Below are 23,844 nucleotides of genomic sequence, written 5' to 3' on the forward strand. Positions count from 1 at the left end.
CGATGGAGGCTCGAACCCGACCATCCGAAGACTGGCTATACCGCAGACACGCTCGGCCGGGTGCTAGCGCATTCTCCGCGAAAGTGGAAACCGGTTTTGCGAACGGAGGCGTCGCGGCCCGGGGCGGGGGCTGGCGGCAGCGCCGGCCGACACTATCTTGGATCCATGATCACAAAGCCCGCCATCCTCGCCGCCGCCGGCCTGTTGGCCGGCCTCGCCATCGCGCCGATTTCGGAGCCGGCGCGCGCCCAGACGCCGGTCTATGTGCCGAGCATGGGCTCGGCCCCCACCGTGCGGATGCCGTCCAGTTCCTCATCCGCCAGGCCGCGGGTCTATGTGCCCGAGACCGGGGTGAGCGGGCGGCGCCAGCGCACCTCGCCCCGCATCCAGACGGCGCCCCTGCAACGCTACGACAACCGCAGCGCCACCGTGCCGATGCCGAGCGCACCCAATGCCGGGCGCATCGACGTGCCCGGCCGCGCCCGCCGCAACGAGACGTTCCAGGACCGGGCGATCCGCTGCAACCAATATGGCGCGCTCTATGGCCCCAAGGACCGGGCGGCCTTCGGCAACGCCTGCATCAACGGCAATTGAGACGGGCGCGTCGCGGGATTTCGTCGTTTCAGGGCGAGGCGCTTTCGTCGTCCCGGGCGAGGGGCTTTCGTCGTCCCGGGCGAGCAACGCGAGACCCGGGACCGTCATCCGGAAATGGGCCTCTTTCGGCAGACGATCCCGGCTCGCGCGGCGGGCGCCGCTTGGCCGGGATGACAACACTCATTGAAGGGTCGTCATCCCGGGCGAGGCGCTTTCGTCGTCCCGGGCGAGCAACGCGAGACCCGGGACCGTCATCCGGAAAGGCCAATCCCCGCACGATCCCGGCTCGCGCGGCTTGCGCCGCTTGGCCGGGATGACCCCAGAACCAAAACCTACTGCACACCCCAAGCCTGGCGCTTGCGGTAGATGGTCGACGGCGCGATGCCGAGCGCGGCGGCTGCCTTGGGGATATTGCCGTCGCAGGCCTTCAGCGCCCGCTCGATGATGCGCTGCTCCTGCACCACGAACGGCTCGACGGCGGCGCCCGCCTGCGGCGCCGGGCCTGCGGCGAGCGGCGAGCCCGACGCGACGATCGGCAGCGCTAGCATCGACGCCTCGACCGCCTCGCCGTCGTGCAGCACCACCACCCGGCGGATGACGTTCTGAAGCTGGCGGACATTGCCCGGCCAGTCGCAGGCGGCGATCAGCCGCTCGGCCTCGGGCTTAAAGCCCTGAAAACTCTTGCCCTCCTCCGCCGCGAAGCGGGCGAGGAAGGCGCGCGCCAGCGCGATCACGTCGCCGCCGCGCGCCCTGAGCGGCGGCAGGTGGATCGGCAGCACGTGCAGGCGGTAGAACAGATCCTCGCGGAAGCGGCCGGCTGCGACCTCCGCCGCCGGATCGCGATTGGTGGCGCAGACGAAGCGGACATCGAGCGTGCGGGTGCGGCCGTCGCCGACGCGCTTGAGCTCGCCGGTCTGGATGAAGCGCAAGAGCTTCGCCTGCAGCGACAGCTCCATCTCGCAGATCTCGTCGAGGAACAGCGTGCCGCCATGGGCGAGTTCGGCGGCGCCCGGCCGGTCGTCATGGGCGCCGGTGAAGGCGCCCTTCACGTGGCCGAAGATCTCGCTCTCCATCAGGTCCTTGGGGATCGCCCCGCAGTTCAGCGCGATGAACGGGCCGCCCGCGCGCGGCGAGCGGGCATGGATCGCCTCGGCGGTGACCTCCTTGCCGGTGCCGCTCTCGCCGGTGATGAACACCGGCGCCTTGGAGGGGGCGATCCGCACGATCTGCTCGAACACCTCCTGCATCACGTCCGAGGTGCCGATGAACCCTTCGAAGGATGATTCGGCCGGCTCCGCAGCCGCGCGCCGCGCCGGGCGGCGGGGGGCGGCAGCCTCCTTCGCCAGCAGCGCCTGCAGCCGGCGCACCAGCTCGGCCGGGGCGAACGGCTTCACCATGACGTCGTCGGCACCGGCCCGCATCGCCGCCACTGCCAGCGACACCGAGCCCGAGCGGCTGGTGGCGATCACCGGCCCGGTGAAGCCGGCCTCGCGAATGGTCTCGATCGGTCCAGCGTCGCCTTCGATCGCCACCACCGCCGCAACGCAGCCGGCAAGCCGCGCAAGGCCGCGATCGAGCGCCGCAACGTCGTCGGCGACCAGTGCATGGTGGCGATCGAGCGTCGCAAGGCACAACCTGCGGACGACCGGATCGTCATCGACGACAAGGATGCGTCGGGGCTCGTGCGAGCCCGTCTTGATCTGCATGTCCAGGCGACCCCTCGACCAGGACGATTGCGCGGAGCCTGCCGGGATGCCCCGCTCCACATGCCGCAACCTTCGCCGAACAGGGTAAAAAAAGCGTTGGCACTGCGGCCTTCCCGGAAATTGCCCAGGAAATTGCCCAGGAAATTGCCAAGGAAAATGCGAAGCTGGGCCGGCGTTTGCGCCCGCGGTCGTGTCCCCATGGTACTTTGACAGGCACCGGCGGCGGGACCAGTGTGGCCCGAGCATCAGACCAACAGGATCCGCTATGACCGCTCCGTCCGCGCGCGCCGCAGCCAATCTTGCGCCCAACGATCTCGAAAGCTTCTGGATGCCGTTTACGCCCAACCGGGCGTTCAAGGCGGCGCCGCGGCTGATCGTCGGCGCCGATGGGCTGGACTATATGACCACCGACGGCCGCCGCATCATCGACGGCACATCCGGCCTATGGTGTTGCAATGCCGGGCATAATCGCGCGCCGATCGTCGCGGCGATCCGCCGCCAGGCGGGCGAGCTCGACTATGCCCCGCCCTTCCAGTTCGGCCATCCCAAGGCGTTCGAGGCGGCAAGCCGCATCGCCGCGCTGGCGCCGGGCGACCTCGACCACGTGTTCTTCGCCAATTCGGGCTCGGAGGCGGTCGACACCGCGCTGAAGATTGCGCTGGCCTATCAGAATGTTACGGGCAAGGGCAGCCGCACCCGGCTGATCGGGCGCGAGCGCGGCTATCACGGCGTCGGCTTCGGCGGCATCTCGGTCGGCGGCATCGTCGGCAACCGCAAGCTGTATGGCACATTGCTCACCGGCGTCGATCATCTGCCGACAACCTACAATCGCGAAGCCCAGGCTTTCACCAAGGGCGAGCCGGAGTGGGGCGCCCACCTCGCCCTTGAGCTGGAGCGCATCGTCGGCCTGCACGACGCCTCGACCATCGCCGCCGTCATCGTCGAGCCGATGGCCGGCTCGACCGGCGTGCTGCCCTCGCCGAAGGGCTACCTGCAGACGCTGCGGGCGATCTGTGACAAATACGGAATATTGCTTATATTCGACGAGGTGATCACCGGCTTCGGCCGGCTGGGCTTTGCCTTCGCCGCCGAGCGCTACGGCGTGGTGCCGGACATCCTCACCTTCGCCAAGGCGGTCAATTCCGGCACCGTGCCGATGGGCGGCGCCATCGTGAGGAAGCCCGTCTTCGACGCCTTCATGCAGGGACCGGAAGGCGCGATCGAGCTGCCGCACGGCTACACCTATTCCGCCCACCCGCTGGCGTCGGCGGCGGCGGTGGCCGCGCTCGACCTCTATCGCGACGAGGGCCTGTTCGAGCGCGCCCGCGCGCTGGAGCCGGTCTGGGCCGACGCGGTGATGGGGCTGAAAAGCCTGCCCGGCATTCTCGACATCCGCACCATCGGGCTCGCGGCCGGCATCGACATCGAACCGCGCCCCGGCGCGGCCGGCCGGCGGGCCTACGAGGTGATGGTGGCGGCCTATGAGGCCGGCGCCATGGTGCGCGTCACCGCCGACACCATCGCCCTGTCGCCGCCGCTGATCGTCGACGAGGCGACCATCGGCCGGCTGGTCGGCATCCTGGCCGGGGCGATCCGCAAGGTAGGGTGACGGCGCCCGCGCCACGGCTGGAGCCGCCCCCGCGGGAGCGGATATTGGGGTTTCGGATATTGGCTTTGCGGAAAACGTTTTATATATCAATAACTTATAGCGTCCGGCTGCCGCCGAGCCGCAGGCCCGGCGCCGGGCGTTCCTGCAGCACCTCGCGGCGGAAGCGGTAGAGCGCCGCCGGCCGGCCGCCGGTGGTCATCGAGGTCTCGCCGGTCGGCTCCACCAGCGCGCCGGCCTCCACCAGCCGCCGGAAGTTCTGCTTGTGCAGGTGCCGCCCGGAGATCGCCTCGACCGTGCGCTGCAGCGTGGTGAGGGTGAACTCGGCCGGCATCAGCTCGAACACCACCGGGCGGTATTTCAGCTTGGCGCGCAGCCGGGCGATGGCGGTAGCCAGGATGCGGCGGTGGTCGAACCGCATCGGCTCGCCGAGCGGCGGCAGGTCACCGCGCGCCAGCGCCGCCTCGCGGCCGTCGCGCGCCGCCTCCGCCACCAGGCCGGCCTCGTAGAGCAGCTCGTAGCGGTCGAGCACCTTCTCCTCGTCCCACGGCACCGCCTCGCCGCCGAAGGCGAGCCGCACCCGCTCGCGCCGGCCGAGCGCGCGGCCGGGCTCGCAGGCCGGGCCGGCCTGGGCCCAGCGGTCGATCTCCGGCAGCACGAGCGCGTCGAGGATGCGCGGCCGCCCGCCGCGCCAGTCCTCCCACGGGAAGAAGCGGTACCACGGCAGGAAGCCGGCGCCGGCGGCGGCCAGCGCCGCCTTGTCCTCCGGCAGGCGGGTCAGCGCCAGATAGCCCACCGACACCACGTGCGGGCCGGTGTCGCCCTCCTTGGCGTGGCGGCCGCGGTCGCCGAACGTGTAGAGCTGCTCGACATAGCCGATGTCGAGCGCGCTCTGCTCGGCGACGAAGGCGCGCAGCGCGATCTCGAACGTCCGGTGGGCGAGCGGGTCGAACGGACCATAGGGCAGGCCGAGCTCGCGGCCGGTGCGCGCCGCCAGGATCAGCGGCTGGTCGGCATCGACGGCGACGATGGCGGCGGCGAGGCCGATCTCGAGGGGCGTGCGCTGATCGCTCATCCGCAACTCGCTGGTCCGCAACTGACGCTCATCGGTGGGTCCGGGCGGTGGTACCGCCCGGGTGCTGCCATCCTTATGCGCGAGGAGCGGGCGCGGCTCAATCGAGCGAGAGGCTGAAGGGGGCGCCCTCCGGGCTCTCGATGCCGCGGCCGATCGCCTCGATCGCCGCCACCATGCGGCCGCGGCGGCCGAGCAGCGCGTCGGCGTGGCGGACGATGCGCAGATTGGGCGTGGCGGTCGGCGAGGCGGCGCGCAACGCCAGCGCGATCTCCAGCTCGTCGCGGGCCGGCGCCAGCGCGCAGACGGTGGTGAACGCCGCCGCCGTGGAGCGGCTGATGCCGGCCCAGCAGTGCACCACCAGCGGCGCCTCGCGCTCGGCATGCCACGCCCGGACGAAATCGAGCAGGCGGGCCACGTGCGCCTCGCCCGGCGCGACGAAGCCCGGCATCTCCTCGACGATGTCGTTGATGCCGATGAACAAATGGTTCGATTCGGCGATCGCTGACGGTCGCGCCACGGGTGTTGCGACATTGATCAGCGTCACCACATGGCGGGCACCCGTGGCGGCCACCGTGTCGTGAAGGCGGGCGAGCGAGCAGACGTGAATCGAACGGACCTGAGACATGGCCGATATCATGCGGCCCCAATTCGAAACTGTTGTGATCGTTATGCGCGCAATCCGATCAATTCCCCGACAAGGCGCGAAAGCGCGTCAGGAATTTCCGTTCGGCCTCGCCGGCGGTCCACGGCGCGAGCAGCCGCTCGGCGCTGGCGGGGTCGAGGTCGGGCGGCGTGCCGAAGAAGCGGCGCGCCTCCTCCTCCGCGAACCCGGCGAGCCGCGTCGCCTCCAGGAAGGCCGCGCCGCGGTCGGCAGCCTTGGTCAGCTTCACCAGATCCGGCGGCTGGAGCGGCGGCAGGCCGAAGCGGATGTGGATGGCGGCAAGCAGCCGCGCCTCCACCGCCTTGTAGGCGCCGCCGATCACCGCCTTGAATGGCGAAATCATATCGCCAATCACATATTCTGGCGCATCATGCAGCAGCACGGCAAGCCGCCACGTCCGGTCGACATTGGGCGCCATCCGCCGCGAAATCGATTCGACCAGAAGAACGTGCTGCGCCACCGAATAGATGTGCGGTCCCTTGGTCTGGCCGTTCCAGCGGGCGACCCGCGCAAGGCCATGGGCGATATCCTCGATCTCGATGTCGAGCGGCGAGGGGTCGAGCAGATCGAGCCGGCGGCCGGACAGCATGCGCTGCCAGGCTCGCGGCTTTTCGAACTTGTCCGGGCGAGTCATGGTGGGTGCGGGCTACAGGAGGCGGCGCCGGGGGGCAAGCTCTGGAAACCGGACGGGCCAACCGCGCCACCCTCGGGCGGCCGAAAGGATCTGCGGCGAATCCCCATCCCGTTTCCCGGACGCCCTATCGGGATCCCCGTCCGTGGAATATCAAAGTGCCGGGTGCCGGCCGGGCGGGGTCAATCTGCCCGGCTCGCCGGGTGCGTCGGTCGGGGTGCGGCAGGAGTTTGGGCATGAGGTTGCGTGTTCCGTCGTCTGCGGGCCACCCGGACGGACGCGGTCAGTCCCGCCCCATCGCTCCGATGTTCCGCCGCAGAGTCGCCTAGCATGATCAGACACAGGGCCGTGATCGAGATCCTGTATTTCGATGCAGGTGGCGGTCACCGCAGCGCCATGAGCGCGCTCAAGGAGCTTCTCGACGCGCGCTATCCGGCGTGGCACGTCAAGCCCGTCGACCTGCAGAAGCTGCTTGAGCCGGCCGACCCGATCCACCGCCTCACCAACACCATCTCGCGTCCGCTGCACCGGTTCCTGGAGCCGATCGCGCCCCATTTCGCAGTCGGCCCGGTGCAGGCGCAGGACATCTACAACACCGCGCTGAAGCGCGGCGTGACGCTGGGGCTCGGCGCCATCCAGCCCATCCTGCAGATCTACATCGAGCTGAACGCCCCGAAGATCGAGGCCGTGCTGCAGCGGCACTGGCGCCAGCCGGGGGCCGAGCAGCCGCACCTCGTGGTGTCGGTGGTGCCCAACTTCAACGGCGTCATCTTCCGCGCGCTGAAGGCCGTCTACCCGGCAACGCCGTTCGTCACCATCATGACCGACATGGTGGACTGCCCGCCGCACTTCTGGATGGAGAAGCAGGACCAGTTCATCATCTGCGGCACCAAGAAGGCGGTGCGACAGGCCAAGGCGACGCGGTTCTACCGGCCGGAGAACATCTTCGAGGTCTCCGGCATGATCCTGCGGAAGTCATTCTACAAGAAACCCGGAGAGGTCCGGCTGACCCGCCGGGATCTCAATCTGCGCGACGACATGCCCACCACCATCATCATGTTCGGCGGCAACGGCACCTTTGCGGCAACCATCGACATCATCAACCAGATCGAGGCCGCCAAGCTGAACCTGCAGATGATCGTGATGTGCGGACACAACAAGAAGCTCTTCGCGAACGTGCGCAGCCGCAAGGGCTGCCGCGCCGTCGGCTTCGTGTCCAATGTCGCCGACTACATGCAGATGGCCGACTTCTTCGTCGGCAAGCCCGGCCCCGGCTCCGTCAGCGAAGCCATCCATATGGGCTGCCCGGTGATCGTCGAAAGCAACGCCGACACCATGGTTCAGGAACGCCCCAATGTCGACTGGATCCTGGAGATGGGCGTGGGCCTCGCCGTGAAGTCCTTCGAGAAGGACATCGTCGAGGCGATCCAGACGATGCTGCGCGATCTCGACGCCTACAGGAAGAACATCGACGAGAACGTTCCCAAGAATTTTGCGGTGTTCGAGATCGCCACCATCCTGAACCAGATCATCAGCCGCAGCTTCCAGCGGCGGCGGCTGAGGGTGTAGCGGCGTCACGGCGGACGCAAAAACCGCGGACAGACGCAAAAGCCGCCGGACCGTGTGGCCGGCGGCTTGATTGCGATCCGATCGGGCCGGCGGCGCCGGCCCTCCCATCCCATCCGGAGTCCGGCCAAGCGGCCGGAGCCCGTATCACTCGGCGGCGATCGCCGTCCGGTTGAGCGGCAGGCCGAGCTTCTTCCACACCGCCACCAGCGCCGTGGCGAGCTCGTCGATCAGCGCGTCATTGTGGAACGGCGAGGGCGTGATGCGCAGCCGCTCGGTGCCGACGGGCACCGTCGGATAGTTGATCGGCTGGATGTAGATGCCATGCTCGGCGAGCAGCATGTCGGTGGTCGCCTTGCATTTCTCGGCATCGCCCACCAGCACCGGCACGATGTGCGTGTCGGTCGGCATCACCGGCAGGCCGGCGGCCGACAGCACCGCCTTGGCGCGGGCGGCCTGGGCCTGCTGGCCCTGGCGCTCGGTGCTCGAAGTCTTGAGATGGCGGATCGAGGCGGTGGCGGCGGCGCAGATCGCCGGCGGCAGCGCGGTGGTGAAGATGAAGCCGGCGGCGTGCGAGCGGACGGCGTCGACGACGGCCGCGGTGGAGGTGATGTAGCCGCCCAGGCAGCCGAACGCCTTGGCCAGCGTGCCCTCGATGACGTCGATGCGGTGCATCTGGCCGTCGCGCTCGGCGATGCCGGCGCCGCGCGGCCCGTACATGCCGACGGCGTGCACCTCGTCGATATAGGTCATCGCCCAATGCTTCTCGGCGAGATCGCAGATTTCGCGAATCTTGCCGACGTCACCGTCCATCGAATAGACGCTCTCGAACACGACCAGCTTCGGGCGGTCCTTGCCGGCGGCCTTCAGCAGGTCTTCGAGGTGTTCCATGTCGTTGTGGCGGAACACCTTCTTCTCGCAGCCGGCCTGCTTGACGCCCTCGATCATCGAATTGTGGTTGAGCGAGTCGGACAGGATCAGGCAGTCCGGCATCAGCTTGGCGATGGTCGAGATTCCGGTCTGGTTGGACACATAGCCGGAGGTGAAGACGAGGCCCGCCTCCTTGCCGTGCAGGTCGGCAAGCTCGGCCTCAAGCATCACCAGCGGATGGTTGGTGCCGGAGATGTTGCGGGTGCCGCCGGCGCCGGTGCCCATGCGGGACGCCGTCTCGATCATCGCCGCAACCACGTCCGGGTGCTGGCCCATGCCGAGATAATCGTTGGAGCACCAGATCACCACGTCGCGCGGCCCTTCGGGCGAGTGCCACGTGGCGTGAGGGAATTCCCCGGCGCGCCGCTCCAACTCGGCGAAAACGCGATAGCGGCGTTCGGCCTTCAGACTATCGACGGCACCGCGGAAAAAATCTTGGTAATCCATGCTACGCTCCTCGGAGCCCTCTTGGGCCGGTCCAGTGCATGCTCTCATCAGCATGGACTCCGGTAGCGTGCAACGGCCTTGATCTGTGTCAACAACAAGTGACAAAGACGCCCGATCGCACGCCGCACGAGCCCCTTTTTCGGGCAGTTGCAGCAGGATAGACAGGAGCTGCGTCAATCTGCCCTGACAGTGGTATACTGGTGCGCTTGCCGGCCCCAGCCGCGAAAGCCGGATCCGCGGGCTTGACGGTGGCAATCCTCCCGGGAATCCCGCATGCAGGATCCGCCTTGAAGAATCCACCTTGCAGGATCCACCGGCCGCCCGGCAAAGAGGATGCGCACGCCATGACCGACCCGCTGTCCGACAGCTTCGGCACCACGACCGTCTCGCCGCAGGAGCGGCGGGCGCTGATCCGCCGCGTGTTCGTCGAGATCGCCCCGCGCTACGACCTGATGAACGACCTGATGAGCTTCGGCATTCACCGGCTGTGGAAGCGCCGGTTCGCGGCGCTGGCCGCGGCAAAGCCGGGCGAGACCGTGATCGATCTCGCCGGCGGCACCGGCGACGTCGCCCGCCTGATGGCGCAGACCGGCGCCACGGTGCTGGTGGTCGACCCCTCCACGGCGATGATGCGCGCCGGCCGAAAGCCCGGCGACCGGCTCCTGTTCGTGGCCGGCGAGGGCGAGCACCTGCCGTTCGCCGATGGCTCGATCGACTGCCTCACCGTCTCGTTCGGCATCCGCAACGTCACCCATCTGGGACGGGCGCTGACCGAGATCTGCCGGGTGCTGAAGCCGGGCGGACGCTTCCTGTGCCTGGAGTTCTCGCGCGCCCATCCGGTGATCCGCCCCTTCTATCAGGCGTGGTCCTCGACCGTGATCCCGGTGCTCGGCGCAGGCGTCGCCGGCAGCCCCAGCGCCTACCGCTACCTCATCGAATCCATCCGCCGCTTCCCCGACCAGCAGGCGTTCGCCGGCCTGATCGGCGAGGCGGGGTTCGAGGGCGTGCGCTGGATCGACCTGTCCTTCGGCATCGCCGCCATCCACATCGCGACGAAGCCCGGGGGCTGATCGGAATACGGTCCTCCGGCCTGCAGGCCGGACACCGTATGGTCTCACATCTCGATGTCGAGGCCGATGTCGAGCGTGGTCACCGAATGGGTGAGCGCGCCCGACGAGATGAAGTCGACGCCGGTCTCGGCGACCGCGGCGACCGTGTCGAGATTGATGCCGCCGGAGGCCTCGGTCACCAGCTTCCCGGCCACAAGCTCCACCGCCTGCCGCAGCACGGCGGGCGGCATGTTGTCGAGCAGCACCACGTCGGCGCCGCCGGCTGAGAGCACCTCGGCAAGCTGGTCGAGCGTGTCGACCTCGATCTCGATGCGCACGAGATGGCCGACCGCGGCGCGGGCGCGCGCCAGCACCGCCCGAACGCCCCCCGCCACCGCGATGTGGTTGTCCTTGATCAGCACCGCGTCATCGAGGCCATAGCGGTGGTTGGAGCCGCCGCCGCATTTGACCGCATATTTCTCCAGCGCCCTCAAGCCCGGCGTGGTCTTCCGCGTGCAGGTGATCTTGGCCTTGGTGTGCCTGATGCGGTCGGCATAGGCGCTGGTGGCGGAGGCGATGCCGGCGAGGTGGCCGAGGAAGTTGAGCGCCACCCGCTCGCCCGACAGCACCGCCCGCGCCGGCCCCTCGACGGTTGCCAGCACGTCGCCGGGCGCGACACGCGCGCCGTCCGCGACCTTGGCCGCGAAGCGCACGGCGGGGTCGAGCAGCCGGAACGCGGCATCGGCCAGCGGCAGGCCGGCGACCACGCCGGGCTTCCTCGCCACGAACGCCGCGCGCGCCGGCGTGCCGGCGGGAATGGTGGCAATCGAGGTGATGTCGCCGGCCCGGCCGAGATCCTCGTCCAGGGCGCGGCGCACCGCCTCCTCGATGAGGAGCGGGTTGAGGAAGGCGTGGGGCGCGAGCGGTGTCATGATGGTCGCGCTCATGCCGCCACGCCGGCCTTGGCGGCGATGGCGTCGGCCAGCGCCCTCGCCTCGTCCAGATTGGTGAAGGTGCGGTGCGCCCAGGCGGGCTCGGTCTGCGCAAAGTCGGAGCGGCAGTGGGCGCCGCGGCTTTCGGTACGGCGCAGCGCCGCCGAGGCGATCAGCAGGGCGCAGGTGGCCATCGCGTTCAGCCGCGCCGTGCGCGCCTGGGCCAGAAGCTCGCGCGCCACCACGAGCGCGTGTTCGAGCCCGGCATGCTCGCGCACCACGCCGACATCGGCGCTCATCGTCCTGCGCAGCCGGGTGATCTGCTCGGCCTCCTGGCCGGAGGGGCCGGCGAGTGCGAGCTGGCCATTGGCCACCCTGAGCGGCAGCCGGTTCGACACCGGCAACAGGCCCTGGATGTCCTCGGCGATGCGGGCGGAGAACACCACCGCCTCCAGCAGCGAGTTCGACGCCAGCCGGTTGGCACCGTGGGCGCCGGTGGAGGCGACCTCGCCGGCTGCCCACAGGCCGTCGAGCGAGGTGCGGCCGTTGGCGTCGGTGAGGATGCCGCCCATGTGGTAGTGTGCGGCCGGCGCGATCGGGATCGGCTGGGTGACCGGGTCGAGCCCGACCTCGCGGCAGGCCTCAAACACGGTGGGGAACTTGTCGGGGAATGCCGCGCCCACCGCCTTGCGGGCATCGAGGAACGCCCCCTTGCCGGCGGCGATCGAGGCGAACACGCCGCGCGCCACCACGTCGCGCGGCGCCAGTTCCGCCGCCGGGTGCAGGCTTTCCATGAAGCGGTTGCCGTCGCGATCGATCAGCACCGCGCCCTCGCCGCGCAGCGCCTCGGTGGCGAGCGGCGCGGGGTCGAGCCCAACCGCAATCGCGGTGGGATGGAATTGCACGAATTCGGGATCGGCGATCACCGCGCCGGCCTGCGCCGCCATGGCGAGGCCGCCGCCGCACGCCTGCACCGGATTGGTGGTGACGGCATAGAGGTGGCCGATGCCGCCCGAGGCCAGCACCACCGCGCGCGCCGGCAGGATCACCGGCACCGCGGCGCGGCCCTTGGCCGGACGCGCAACCAGGCCGGCGACGAAGCGGCCCTCGTGCGCCAGCTCCTCGGCGACGTAATTCTCCAGGATGCGGATCGACGGCGTGGCGCGCACCGCCGACACCAGCGCCGCCATGATGGCGGCGCCCGCCCGGTCGCCGCGCACCCGCACGATGCGCCGCGCCGAATGCGCTGCCTCGCGCGACAGCGCAAGCCGGCCTTCGAGGTCGCGGTCGAACGGCACGCCGTAGCGCAGCAGATCGCGGATGCGCTCGTCGGCCTCGCGGGCCATCAGCTCGGCCATGCGCACATCGACGATCCCCGCCCCGGCGGCGATGGTGTCGGCGACGTGGGCCTCGGGCGTGTCGCCCTCGCCGAGTGCTGCGGCGATTCCGCCCTGCGCCCAGGCCGAGGAGGCGCCCTCGCCCATCGGCGCGGCGGTGACGATGGTGACCGGCCGCGGCGCCAGCTTCAGCGCGCAGAACAGGCCGGCCAGCCCGCCGCCGACGATGACGACATCGTCGATGCCGCCCCACGAGGCTGGCGCGAGCGTCGGGGCGGTCTTGGCTTCATCAGACATGAGATATGGATCCTCTCCCGGACGCCTCTCCCACAGCCGGAAGAGCGGCCCGGTTCAGCAGTCGGCGCGGAACGCGCCCCGGGACGTCCCAAAGTCCGGACGCATCGCCATACCTTGGCGCGTCTCCAAACCTTGGCGCGTCTCCTGGAGGCCGGCGGGGCCGATGCCCCGCAAGAGCCTCGCCGGCAGCCGCGATCGCAAAGCGGTCTCGCGGATGCCGTGTCATCCGGTTTCCGGATGATCCCTTCGGGATCCCGGAAACGATCTCGCCGGAAATTCTTGCGCGAAGGCGGAATTTCCGGCGAGCAGAATACGGCTCGAAGGCTCGATCGGCCGGAGCCCGTATCAAGCCTTCAGCGCGATCATCCGCTCGACCGAGCGGCGGGCGCGCGCCGCGACGTCGGGGTCGATCACCACCTCCTCGGTCATGTTGACGAGGCTGTGGAGGATCTTCGGCAGCGTGATGCGCTTCATGTGCGGGCAGAGATTGCACGGGCGCACGAACTCGACGTCCGGCGTCTCGGCCATCACATTGTCGGCCATCGAGCACTCGGTGACCAGCACCACCCGGCCGGGCCGGTTCGTCTTCACCCAGTCGATCATCGCCGCCGTCGAGCCGGCGAAATCGCTCTCGGCGATCACCTCCGGCGGGCACTCCGGGTGGGCGACGATGCGCACGCTCGGATCGTCGAGCCGGAACCGGCGCATCTCCTCGGCCGTGAAGCGCTCGTGCACCTCGCAGGCGCCGTGCCAGGCGATGATCTCGACCTTGGTGCGCGCGGCGACGAACTTCGCCAGGAACTGGTCCGGCACCATGATGACCCGCGGCACGCCAAGGCTCTCCACCACATGAATGGCGTTCGAGGAGGTGCAGCAGATGTCGACCTCCGCCTTCACCTCGGCCGAGGTGTTGACATAGGCGACGATCGGCACGCCCGGATAGCTGGCGCGCAGCGCCCGCACGTCGGCGCCGGTGATCGAGGCGGCGAGCGAGCAGCCGGCACGGCTGTCCGGGATCAGCACCGTCTTGTCGGGGCTGAGGATCTTCGAGGTCTCGGCCATGAAGTGCACGCCGCCCTGCACGATGACCTCGGCATCGGCGCGCGCCGCCTCGCGGGCGAGCTGCAGCGAATCCCCGACCACGTCGGCGACGCAGTTGTAGATCTCCGGCGTCTGGTAGTTGTGCGCCAGGATCACCGCGTTGCGCTGCCGCTTCACCTCGTTGATGGCCCGCACATAAGGCGCGAAGAACGGCCACTCGACCGGCGGAATGACCCGCGCCACCTTGTCGTAGAGGTGCGCGGTCTCGCGCGCCACCTCGGGCGTATAGGTCAGGTCCGGCACCTGGACCGGCGGAAAGCGCAGGCCTTGCCCGGCGACCGGCAGCCCGTCCAGTGCGGCCGGCACCGCCCGCAACGCAGCAACGGAATGAAGAGCGGCCATGGGCAGTCCCTCCTGTCCTGTCATATATGCTCAACTTGAGCATATATGGTGTGCGAAATGCCCGGCGCAAGCCGGACCCGCCAGCGTCTCGTCGTGCAAAACGTCATGGGTCGCGCAAGCGTGTCCCGCTCGCGCAAGCCCGATCTTGTCGCGAAAGTCGTGCCGGTCGTACGGTCATCGCAGTCGCAGGGTCGGCGCAGTCGCTAGTTCGTCGTCGGTCGCGCCCCATCGGTCGGAAGTCCGGGCACGGGAGGCTGGTTCGCCGGCACGTCGAACCGAGCACTTATTCTCATTTCGAGCACATCCCTTATACCCCATCGTCACAAAAATGAGAAGTGCGATGTTTGGTCCACCCTCCGGCGCGGGCTTATGCCCGGCACGGTATCGCCGCCGCGCGGGAGCGGCCCCGCATTGCCGGCAAAATACTGACGCGCCAGACCTATTCAGCCCACCACCGCGGACCGCAGCCACTTGGCCAAGGTCGCGGCGCCCGGTCATCCTGGGGCCTCCTCGCGTCGCGGATTCTTGATCAGTGTGTTCCTGGGAACACAAGGCGGGCCGGCGCGCCGCCACGCCCCGGCCAATGCCCCGCGGCCGACCCGCCGGAAGCCGCATCATCCCCATACCGCTAGCCATGCAGCAGCGTCACGCCGACGTGTCGGGCCCGTGCATTGCGCCGGCCCTTCGGGCATGGTTGTTTTTGCGACCATCCTCCGGAGCCTTCCTGATGACCGCGACGCCCGCCCCCGCCGTGCGCCCGGCCACCGTCTCCGCATCGCTGCCGGGCTGGCGCACGCCGGGCGTGATCGTGCTCGCCGGCTGCCTGATCGCCATGATCTCGTTCGGCCCGCGCTCGGCCATGGGCTTCTTCACCAACGAGATGTCGGTGGACCGCGGCTGGGCGCTGGCGGTGTTTTCGCTGTCGGCCGCCATCCAGAACATCCTGTGGGGCATCGGCCAGCCCTTCGCCGGGGCGCTGGCCGATCGCTTCGGCGTCACCCGCGTGCTGGTGGTCGGCGCTGTGCTCTACGCCGCCGGCCTCATCTGGATGGCCAATGCCGCCGACCCGTTCTCGCTCCATATGTCGGCGGGCGTGCTGATCGGCTTCGGCCTCGCCGGCTGCTCCTTCAATCTCGTGCTGGCCGCCTTCGGCAAGCTCCTGCCGCTGTCGTGGCGGCCGATGGCGCTGGGCGCCGGCTCGGCGGCGGGCTCGTTCGGCCAGTTCCTGTTCGCCCCGCTCACGGTGTTCCTCAAGGGCGCCATCGGCTGGGAAGCGACGCTGATGCTGTTCGGCGCCGCCATGCTCATCGTGCTGCCGCTGTCGGTGGTGCTGATGACGCCGCGCGCCGAGGCGCCGGCCGATGCCCCCTCGGCCGCCGAGACCCAGACGCTGAAGGCCGCGCTGGCGGAGGCGCTCGGCCACCGCTCCTACAATCTTCTCGTCGCCGGCTTCTTCGTGTGCGGCTTCCACCTCGCCTTCATCACCATCCATCTGCCGAAATATCTGGTGGACCACGGCATCTCGAACGCCGTCGGCGGCTGGGTGATGGCGCTGATCGGCCTGTTCAACCTCGCGGGCTCGCTGCTCGCCGGCTATTGGAGCGGAAAGGTGTCGAAGCCCTACCTCCTGTCGGCGATCTATCTCGCCCGCGCCGTGCTGATCGTCGGCTTCGTGCTGCTGCCGCTGACGCCCTTGACCGCGCTTGCCTTCGGCGCCGGGATCGGCCTTTTGTGGCTGTCCACCGTGCCGCCGACCTCGGGATTGGTGCTGGTGATGTTCGGTCCGCGCTGGATGGCGATGCTGTTCGGCGTGGTGTTCCTGTCGCACCAGGTCGGCTCGTTCCTCGGCGTGTGGCTGGCAGGACTCCTCTATGATTCCACCGGCAGCTATGACGTGGTGTGGTGGCTCGGCGTCGCGCTCGGCCTGTTCGCGGCGCTGGTGCACCTGCCGATCCAGGAGCAGCCGGTGGCGCGGGCGACGCCGGCTTCGACGTGACAATCACCGCCGGCGGTGATCCGGTGGCAGGGGAGAGACTGCGATGACCTTCAAGGCGATCCGGGTGGACAAGACCGATGGCGGCCAGACGCTCGGCCTCGTCGATTTCGACGAAGCCGAGCTGATGGACGGCGACGTGACGGTGCGCATCACCCACTCGACGGTGAACTACAAGGACGGGCTGGCGCTGACCGGCAAGGCGCCGGTGGTGCGGCGCTGGCCGATGATCCCGGGCATCGATTTTGCCGGCGAGGTCGAGGCCTCCTCGCACCCGGACTGGAAGCCCGGCAATGCCGTGGTGCTGAACGGCTGGGGCGTGGGCGAGACGCACCTCGGCGGCTTTGCCGGGAAGGCCCGCGTCAAGGGCGACTGGCTGGTGCCGCTGCCCGAGAGCCTGAGCGCGGCCGAGGCGATGGCTATCGGCACCGCCGGCTTCACCGCCATGCTGAGCGTGATGGCGCTGGAGCGCCAGCGCCTTTCCCCCGACCGTGGCCCGGTGATCGTGACGGGGGCCGCCGGCGGCGTCGGCTCGGTGGCGATCGCGCTGCTCGCCAAGCTCGGCTGGCACGTCGTCGCCGCGACCGGCCGCCTCAATGAGGCGGACTACCTCAAAGAGCTCGGCGCTTCCGAGGTGATCGACCGCTCGGAGCTCGCCGGCCCGCCGCGCCCGCTCGCCAAGGAACGCTGGGCCGCCGGCATCGATACGGTCGGCTCGACGCCGCTCGCCAACATGCTGTCGATGATCCGCTATGGCGGGTCGGTGGCGGCCTGCGGGCTCGCCGCCGGCATGGACCTGCCGACCTCGGTGGCGCCGTTCATCCTGCGCGGCGTGTCGCTGCTCGGCATCGATTCGGTGATGTGCCCGATCGCCCGCCGGCGCGAGGCGTGGGCGCGGCTCGCCGCCGACATCGACCACACAAAGCTTGAGGCGATGACCCGCACCATCGGGCTCGAGGACGTCGAGGCCGCCGGCCGCGACATTCTTGAAGGCCGGGTCCGCGGCCGGGTGGTGGTCGAGATCGGGTGACGCGCCGAGCCGGGACCGTTCGCGGAGGGCCGTAGGGCCGTAGGGCGCAATAGCGAAGCGTATTGCGCCGAGACCAACGCGGATGCCGGAATGGCGGAATACGCTTCGCTATTCCACCCTGCAGATGCGGCTTCCGGATGCGCTATGTTGGCTCACGTTCCCCGCCAACCATCAGACCCCCTGAGCCCGAAACGCGATGCCGGTCCGTCTGCTGCCCCCCGTCATGATCGACCGCATCGCCGCCGGCGAGGTGGTCGAGCGGCCGGCCTCCGTGGTCAAGGAACTGGTCGAAAACGCGCTCGATGCGGGTGCCGCCCGCATCGAGGTGGTGGTGGATGGCGGCGGCCGGCGGCTCATCCGGGTTGCCGATGACGGCATCGGCATGGCGCCGCCGGATCTGGAGATGGCGGTCGAGCGCCACGCCACCTCCAAGCTCTCCGCCGAATCCGACCTGCTCGCCATCGCCACGCTCGGCTTTCGCGGCGAGGCGCTGCCCTCGATCGGCGCGGTGGCGAAGCTCTCGATCGCCTCGCGCGCCCAGGGCGGCGAGGCGCACGGGCTGGAGGTTGTGGCCGGGCGCAAGTCCGAGGTGCGGCCGGCGGCGCTTTCCGCCGGCACCCGCGTCGAGGTGCGCGACCTGTTCTTCGCCACCCCGGCGCGCCTGAAGTTCCTGAAGAGCGATCGCGCCGAAAGCGCGGCGGCCGTCGATGTCGTCAAGCGCCTGGCTATGAGCCGGCCGGACATCGCCTTCACTTTGGTCACCGAGGAGCGCGATCCCGTCACCTATGCCGCGCGCGGCCATGACATCGCCGCCCGGCTCGCCCGCGTCGGCGATATCCTCGGGGCCGACTTCCGCGCCAACGCCGTGCCGGTGGCGGCCGAGAAGGAGGGCGTGCGGCTTGCCGGCGTCGCCGGCCTGCCGGCCGTGGCGCGCGGCAATGCGCTCGCGCAATATTTGTTCGTCAATGGCCGGCCGGTGAAGGACAAGCTGCTGCTCGGCGCGCTGCGCGCGGCCTACGCCGACCTCATCCCGTCAGGGCGCTTCGCCGCCGCCGCGCTGTGGCTGGAGCTCGACCCGCGCGAGGTCGACGTCAATGTCCACCCCGCCAAGACCGAGGTGCGCTTCCGCGACGCCGGGCTGGTGCGCGGACTGCTGGTCGCGGGCCTGCGCGCCGCACTCCACGGCGAGGCCCACCGTTCGGCCGCGGCCCCCGCCCGGCCGTTCCAGACGCTCAGGCCATCAAGCCCGCCGCGGCCATCCGGCATCGCCGGCTGGCGGCCGGAGACCTCGCCGGCCGCACCGCCCGGCCTGTCCGAGCCGCGGCAGACGGCGTTCTCGGGCCTCGCGCCCGCGGCCGATGCCCGCGCCGGGCAGGCCGCCCCAGAGACAGAGCCGGCGAACCACCCGCTCGGCGCCGCCCGCGCCCAGCTTCACGCCACCTACATCGTCGCCGAGACCGAAGGCGGCCTCGTCATCGTCGACCAGCACGCCGCGCACGAGCGCCTGGTCTATGAGCGCATGAAGCGCCAGCTCGCGGGTGGCGGCATCGCCCGCCAGATGCTCTTGGTGCCGGCGGTGGTCGAACTCGACCCCGACGACGCGGCACGGCTCGCCGCCCGCGCCGATGCGCTGGCAACCTTCGGGCTGGTGCTGGAGAGCTTCGGCCCCGGCGCGGTGATGGTGCGCGAGGTGCCGGCGCTGCTCGGCGACGCCGATGTGGTGAAACTGGTGCGCGACCTCGCCGACCACCTCGCCGAGTGGGACGACGCGCTGCCGCTGGAACGCCGCCTGCTGCACGTCGCTGCCACCATGGCCTGCCACGGCTCGGTGCGCGCCGGCCGCCGCCTGAAGCCGGAGGAGATGAACGCGCTCTTGCGCGAGATGGAGGCGACCCCGAACGCCGGCCAGTGCAATCACGGCCGGCCGACCTATGTCACCCTGTCGCTCGCCGACATCGAGCGGCTGTTCGGGCGGCGATAGAGCATTCTCCGCAAAAGTGGATACCGGTTTTGCGGAAGAGAATGCGATAAAACAAAAACTTGGAGCATTCTCCGCAAAAGTGGGAACCGGTTTTGCGGAAGAGAATGCGACAACTCAAGAGCTTAGAGCGTCCGGCCTGATGCATCAGATCGGCGGACGCTCGAGCCCGCGCTTGTTCGGTCACGGCGGAGGACTTACATTGTAAGTCCGGAGGGTGTGATGCGGACCAATCTCGTCAGGATCGGCAATTCCAAGGGCGTGCGGATCCCCAAGGCGATCCGCGACCAGCTCGGCTTCACCGACACGGTCGAGATGACCGTGCGCGGCGGCGAGCTGGTGCTGAGCCCGGTGACCCACCCCCGCGCCGGCTGGGAGGAGGCGTTCCGGGCCGACCCGCCGCGGCCTGATGATGAGAACCCCTGGGCCGGAGCCGGCAGCCTGACCGAGTTCGACGACAAGGACTGGACGTGGTGAGCGGGCAGGCGCGGCCCGAGCCGAAACGGTTCGAGGTCTGGCAGGTCGCACTCGACCCGACGATCGGCTCGGAGATCAGCAAGGTCCGGCCTTGCGTGGTGATTTCGCCGGATCAGATGAACGGCGTCCTCGCCACCGTCATCGTCGCGCCCTTGACCAGCACGCACAAACGCTGGCCGAGTCGGGTCGTGGCCGAGTTCGGCGGCAGGACCGGTGACATTGCACTCGATCATCTACGCTCGGTCGACAAGCAGCGGCTGCGGCGCCGGTTGGGAACGCTCGATCCGGCAGTTGCCGGTGAGGTGCTGGAGACGCTTGTCGCGATGTTCCAAGCGTAGAGCTCAAGCGCCGGTGTGCTGCAGCACCGTCACCTCGCTCTCGCCATAGCTTCGGCGCTCCAGCTCGGCGAAACCCTCGGGCGGGGTGAAGCCGGCTTCGGCCGCCTCCTCCACCACCACCAGCGCGACCGGGGCGAGCCAGCCGCCGTCACGGGCGGCAACCAGCGCCCGCTCGGCGAGTCCTTGGCGATAGGGTGGATCGCAGAACACCAGCGAGAACGGCTCGAACGGCGCGGCGGGGCCGAGCTTCGTGGCGTCGCGGCGCAGCACCCGCGTCATGCCGGCCAGCCCCATCGCATCGATATTGGCGCGGATCAGCCCGCGCGCCTCGGCGCCGTCATCGACGAAGGCGGCAAAGCGCGCCCCGCGCGACAGCGCCTCCAGCCCCAGCGCGCCGGTGCCGGCGAACAGATCCAGCACCCGCGCCCCCTCGCACACGTCGCCATAGGCGTGGGCCAGGACGTTGAACAGGCTCTCGCGCAGCCGGTCGGCAGTCGGCCGGATGTCGTGCGATCTCGGGCTCGCCAGCGCGCGGCCCTTGAACCGCCCTCCGACGATGCGCATCGCCTACTCCGGCCGCGGCTTGCGCGGGCCGCGCGGCTTGTCGAAGCCGGGCTTGCCGCCAGGACGGCCAGGTCGCGCGCCCCCCGGCTTGCCGCCGAACTTGTTGCCGCCAAATTTGCTGCCCGGCCGATCGCCGCGCGGCTTGAACGGACGATCCCCCTCAGGCCGCTCGCTGCGGGCACGGAACGGCCGCTCACCGCCCTCGCTCCGCTCGCGGAACGGCCGGTCGCCACGCGGCTTGAACGGACGATCCCCCTCAGGCCGCTCGCTGCGGGCACGGAACGGACGCTCGCCGCCCTCGCTCCGATCGCGGAACGGCCGGTCGCCACGCGGCTTGAACGGACGATCCCCCTCAGGCCGCTCGCTGCGGGTGCGGAAGGAGCGCTCGCCCCCCTCGCCCCGATCCCGGAACGGCCGGTCGCCACGCGGCTTGAACGGGCGCTCGCCCTCGGGCCGCTCGCTGCGGGCGCGGAACGGACGCTCGCCGCCCTCGCTCCGATCGCGGAACGGACGGTCACCGCGCGGCTTGAACGGACGATCCCCCTCAGGCCGCTCGCTGCGGGCACGGAACGGACGCTCGCCGCCCTCGCTCCGATCGCGGAACGGCCGGTCGCCACGCGGCTTGAACGGACGATCCCCCTCAGGCCGCTCGCTGCGGGTGCGGAAGGAGCGCTCGCCCCCCTCGCCCCGATCCCGGAACGGCCGGTCGCCACGCGGCTTGAACGGGCGCTCGCCCTCGGGCCGCTCGCTGCGGGCGCGGAACGGACGCTCGCCGCCCTCGCTCCGATCGCGGAACGGACGGTCACCGCGCGGCTTGAACGGACGATCCCCCTCAGGCCGCTCGCTGCGGGCACGGAACGGACGCTCGCCGCCCTCGCTCCGATCGCGGAACGGCCGGTCGCCACGCGGCTTGAACGGACGATCCCCCTCAGGCCGCTCGCTGCGGGTGCGGAAGGAGCGCTCGCCCCCCTCGCCCCGATCCCGGAACGGCCGGTCGCCACGCGGCTTGAACGGACGATCCCCCTCAGGCCGCTCGCTGCGGGCACGGAACGGACGCTCACCGCCCTCGCCCCGATCGCGGAAAGGCTTGTCGCCCCGCGGCTTGAACGGGCGATCTCCCGGCGGGTTGTCACCGTGCCGGATGAACGGGCGCGCTCGCTCGGCGGGCATTGCCGACGCCTCGGGCGGCGGTGCCGGCGAGCCGACCCGCTCGACCAGGATCGACCGGCCCTTGCGGTCCTCGGTCTGGCCGCGGCGCTTGGGCCGCGTGTCCTCGGAGGCCGGCGGAATGGCGGCGCGCTCGCGCCGTGGCAGCCGCCGCTTCGGCACGTCCTCGCCCTCCGGCGCGGCGCGCCAGATCGAGGGCTTGCGGCGATTGGACGGCTCGCGCAGCGGCCGATCGCTCCGCTCGGGACGCCCGCGCCGTTCGCCACGTTCGGGCCCGTCCTCGAAGCGGTCGCGCGCTGGCCGCTCGTCCTGAGCGACGCGATCCTGGCGCACGGGACGCTCGGTCCGGCCCGGCTCCTGCCGCACGGGCGCTTTCCGGGCCGGTTCTTTGTGCGCGGGTTTGGCGTCGCCATAGTCGCGCAGCGGGGCGGCGAAATCGACGCCGGCGATCGCCGCCAACTGCTCGCCGATCTGGTCGCGCAGCACCCGCGTTTTGACCTCCTCGATCGCCCCCTCCGCCAACTCGCCGAGCTGGAACGGGCCGAAGGAGAGCCGGATCAGCCGGTTGACGTGGACGCCGAGCGCGCCCAGCACGGTGCGGATCTCGCGCTTCTTGCCTTCGCGCAGCGCCACGGTGATCCACACGTTCGAGCCCTGTTCGCGGTCGAGCACAGCCTCGATCGAGCCGTACTGCATGCCATCGATCTCGACGCCCTCGCGCAATTTGTCGAGCTGGTCCTGCATCACCTCGCCGAAGGCGCGCACACGATAGCGGCGCAGCCAGCCGGTCTCCGGCAGTTCCAGCACGCGCGCAAGCCCGCCGTCATTGGTGAGCAGCAGCAGGCCCTCGGTGTTGAAGTCGAGCCGTCCGACGCTGACGAGGCGCGGCAGGCCGGCCGGCAGCACGTCGAACACCGTCGGCCGCCCCTCGGGATCGTCGGTGGTGGTGACGAGGCCGCGCGGCTTGTGGAACAGGAACAGCCGCGTGCGCTCCTTCTCCGGCAGCGGCGCGCCATCGACCTCGATCCTGTCCGACGTGCTGACGGTGAAGGCCGGGCTGTCGAGCACCTGGCCATTGACCGCCACCCGGCCGGCCGCGATCCACTCCTCGATCTCGCGGCGCGAGGCGAGCCCGGCGCGGGCGATCACCTTGGCGACGCGCTCGCGCACCTTGAGCGTCGGCTCGGGCAGATCCGCGCGCGGCGGACGGGCGAGAGTGGTCTTGGTTTTCGTCCCGGTGCGCGGCCTGTCGCCGCGCTGCGGCCGCTCGGGCCGCGCGCCCGGCTTGCCGGACGCCTTGCGAAAGCCGGACGCTTCGCCGGGCTTGCCACTAGGTTTGGCCCCAGGCTTGCCGCCAGCCTTGGCGCCGGGCCTTTTGGCGAACCCGGTGGCGGACCTCTCGGCGAACGTGCCGCCGGCACGGGCAGGCGCCCCTTTGCTGGGGCCGCGATGGGACGGGGGCGGGCGGCGCGGACCATCGTCCGTCGGCTTGCGGGGCATGGCGGTTCCGTGCGACCTGGAGAAGGAGGGCGCCTGTAGCACGGCGCGGACGGGAATACGAGCGGTGCGCCCCGCCTTCATGGACATTGCGCTGGACGAGGCGCGCGCGGCGGCAGCCCGCGGCGAGGTGCCGATCGGCTGCGTCATCGTCAGAAACGGCGCGGTTATTGCGCGCGCCGGCAACCGCACGCTGGAGCTGAAGGATCCCACCGCTCACGCCGAAGTGCTGGCAATCCGCGCCGCGGCCTCGGCCCTCGACTCCGAGCGGCTCATCGGCTGCGACCTCTACGTGACGCTGGAGCCCTGCCCGATGTGCGCGGCAGCCATCTCGTTCGCCCGCATCCGCCGCCTCTATTATGGCGCCGCCGACCCCAAGGGCGGCGCGGTGGACAGCGGCGTGCGACTCTATGCCAGCCCCACCTGCCATCACCGGCCCGAGGTCTATTGCGGCCTCGCCGAGCAGGACGCAGCCGGGCTGCTCAAGGACTTCTTCCGCGACCGGCGGTGAGACCGGATGGCGGCT

At 70.2% G+C, this 23,844-nt stretch carries 20 protein-coding genes; 10 read left to right on the top strand and 10 right to left on the bottom strand.

Translation table 11 applies throughout. The features are described 5' to 3' along the window. Positions 1-165: 165 nt before the first annotated feature. Positions 166-594: a hypothetical protein gene (locus F1193_RS02515; RefSeq protein WP_150096099.1), complete on the top strand. Its 429-nt coding sequence runs from the start codon at positions 166-168 to the stop codon at positions 592-594. Between the two features lie 332 nt (positions 595-926). Here the strand turns inward: F1193_RS02515 and F1193_RS02520 are convergent, their stop codons facing one another. After that, positions 927-2,300, bottom strand: coding sequence for a sigma-54-dependent transcriptional regulator (locus F1193_RS02520; RefSeq protein WP_150096100.1), 1,374 nt, complete (start codon positions 2,298-2,300; stop codon positions 927-929). A gap of 265 nt (positions 2,301-2,565) precedes the next feature. Here F1193_RS02520 and aptA point away from each other — a divergent pair, with 265 nt between their 5' ends. Next, complete coding sequence (aptA, locus tag F1193_RS02525; protein ID WP_150096101.1) at positions 2,566-3,909, top strand: omega-aminotransferase AptA; 1,344 nt, start codon at positions 2,566-2,568, stop codon at positions 3,907-3,909. Between the two features lie 94 nt (positions 3,910-4,003). On the opposite strand, the gene F1193_RS02530 is transcribed toward aptA, so the two are convergent. From F1193_RS02530 to F1193_RS02540, 3 genes are all read right to left on the bottom strand, one after another. Further along, positions 4,004-4,981 (bottom strand): NUDIX hydrolase, encoded by a 978-nt coding sequence (locus tag F1193_RS02530; protein WP_150096102.1) that lies wholly within the window; start codon positions 4,979-4,981, stop codon positions 4,004-4,006. Positions 4,982-5,078: 97 nt separating this feature from the next. Then, a complete protein-coding gene (locus tag F1193_RS02535; protein ID WP_150096103.1) occupies positions 5,079-5,606 on the bottom strand; it encodes a tyrosine phosphatase family protein in 528 nt (175 codons plus the stop codon). A gap of 58 nt (positions 5,607-5,664) precedes the next feature. Further along, on the bottom strand, positions 5,665-6,276 hold the full coding sequence (locus F1193_RS02540) for an HD domain-containing protein (protein WP_150096104.1): 612 nt from the start codon (positions 6,274-6,276) through the stop codon (positions 5,665-5,667). A gap of 327 nt (positions 6,277-6,603) precedes the next feature. Between F1193_RS02540 and F1193_RS02545 the strand changes: the two genes are divergently transcribed. After that, positions 6,604-7,842, top strand: a complete 1,239-nt coding sequence (locus F1193_RS02545; protein WP_150096105.1) for a glycosyltransferase — start codon at positions 6,604-6,606, stop codon at positions 7,840-7,842. A 144-nt stretch (positions 7,843-7,986) separates the two neighbouring features. Here F1193_RS02545 and hemA read toward each other — a convergent pair whose 3' ends face one another. Further along, complete coding sequence (hemA, locus tag F1193_RS02550; RefSeq protein WP_150096106.1) at positions 7,987-9,216, bottom strand: 5-aminolevulinate synthase; 1,230 nt, start codon at positions 9,214-9,216, stop codon at positions 7,987-7,989. A gap of 344 nt (positions 9,217-9,560) precedes the next feature. Here hemA and F1193_RS02555 point away from each other — a divergent pair, with 344 nt between their 5' ends. Beyond that, the gene (locus F1193_RS02555; RefSeq protein WP_150096107.1) at positions 9,561-10,286 is read left to right on the top strand and encodes a class I SAM-dependent methyltransferase; all 726 of its coding nucleotides are present in this window, start codon (positions 9,561-9,563) and stop codon (positions 10,284-10,286) included. A 44-nt stretch (positions 10,287-10,330) separates the two neighbouring features. Here F1193_RS02555 and nadC read toward each other — a convergent pair whose 3' ends face one another. The 3 genes from nadC to nadA form a co-directional block, all read right to left on the bottom strand. Next, entirely contained in the window at positions 10,331-11,212 is an 882-nt protein-coding gene (gene nadC, locus F1193_RS02560; RefSeq protein WP_210247282.1) for a carboxylating nicotinate-nucleotide diphosphorylase, read from the bottom strand. Next, positions 11,209-12,831, bottom strand: a complete 1,623-nt coding sequence (locus F1193_RS02565; RefSeq protein WP_150096108.1) for an L-aspartate oxidase — start codon at positions 12,829-12,831, stop codon at positions 11,209-11,211. Before F1193_RS02565 ends, nadC begins: the two co-directional genes overlap by 4 nt. Before the next feature lie 345 nt (positions 12,832-13,176). Next, entirely contained in the window at positions 13,177-14,274 is a 1,098-nt protein-coding gene (nadA, locus tag F1193_RS02570; protein ID WP_150096109.1) for a quinolinate synthase NadA, read from the bottom strand. 727 nt (positions 14,275-15,001) lie between these two features. Here nadA and F1193_RS02575 point away from each other — a divergent pair. The 5 genes from F1193_RS02575 to F1193_RS02600 all read left to right on the top strand — a co-directional run bounded on the left by F1193_RS02575 (position 15,002) and on the right by F1193_RS02600 (position 20,090). Next, positions 15,002-16,270, top strand: a complete 1,269-nt coding sequence (locus F1193_RS02575; RefSeq protein ID WP_150096110.1) for an MFS transporter — start codon at positions 15,002-15,004, stop codon at positions 16,268-16,270. A 43-nt stretch (positions 16,271-16,313) separates the two neighbouring features. Continuing rightward, positions 16,314-17,297, top strand: coding sequence for an acrylyl-CoA reductase (NADPH) (gene acuI, locus F1193_RS02580; protein WP_150096111.1), 984 nt, complete (start codon positions 16,314-16,316; stop codon positions 17,295-17,297). A gap of 196 nt (positions 17,298-17,493) precedes the next feature. Further along, entirely contained in the window at positions 17,494-19,278 is a 1,785-nt protein-coding gene (mutL, locus tag F1193_RS02585; RefSeq protein ID WP_150096112.1) for a DNA mismatch repair endonuclease MutL, read from the top strand. A gap of 219 nt (positions 19,279-19,497) precedes the next feature. Continuing rightward, positions 19,498-19,752 (top strand): AbrB/MazE/SpoVT family DNA-binding domain-containing protein, encoded by a 255-nt coding sequence (locus F1193_RS02595; protein ID WP_150096114.1) that lies wholly within the window; start codon positions 19,498-19,500, stop codon positions 19,750-19,752. After that, positions 19,746-20,090 carry a type II toxin-antitoxin system PemK/MazF family toxin gene (locus F1193_RS02600; protein ID WP_210247283.1) on the top strand — a complete coding sequence of 115 codons (345 nt, stop codon included), beginning with the start codon at positions 19,746-19,748 and terminating at the stop codon, positions 20,088-20,090. Before F1193_RS02595 ends, F1193_RS02600 begins: the two co-directional genes overlap by 7 nt. Positions 20,091-20,093: 3 nt before the next feature. Here the strand turns inward: F1193_RS02600 and rsmD are convergent, their stop codons facing one another. Beyond that, on the bottom strand, positions 20,094-20,654 hold the full coding sequence (rsmD, locus tag F1193_RS02605) for a 16S rRNA (guanine(966)-N(2))-methyltransferase RsmD (RefSeq protein ID WP_150096115.1): 561 nt from the start codon (positions 20,652-20,654) through the stop codon (positions 20,094-20,096). A gap of 3 nt (positions 20,655-20,657) precedes the next feature. Beyond that, entirely contained in the window at positions 20,658-23,321 is a 2,664-nt protein-coding gene (locus tag F1193_RS02610) for a pseudouridine synthase (RefSeq protein ID WP_170263286.1), read from the bottom strand. 79 nt (positions 23,322-23,400) lie between these two features. On the opposite strand from F1193_RS02610, the gene F1193_RS02615 reads away from it, so the two are divergent. Continuing rightward, on the top strand, positions 23,401-23,829 hold the full coding sequence (locus F1193_RS02615) for a nucleoside deaminase (RefSeq protein WP_150096195.1): 429 nt from the start codon (positions 23,401-23,403) through the stop codon (positions 23,827-23,829). The last annotated feature ends 15 nt before the right edge of the window (positions 23,830-23,844 follow it).

This window comes from Blastochloris sulfoviridis (assembly GCF_008630065.1).
Taxonomy (GTDB): Bacteria; Pseudomonadota; Alphaproteobacteria; order Rhizobiales; family Xanthobacteraceae; genus Blastochloris; species Blastochloris sulfoviridis.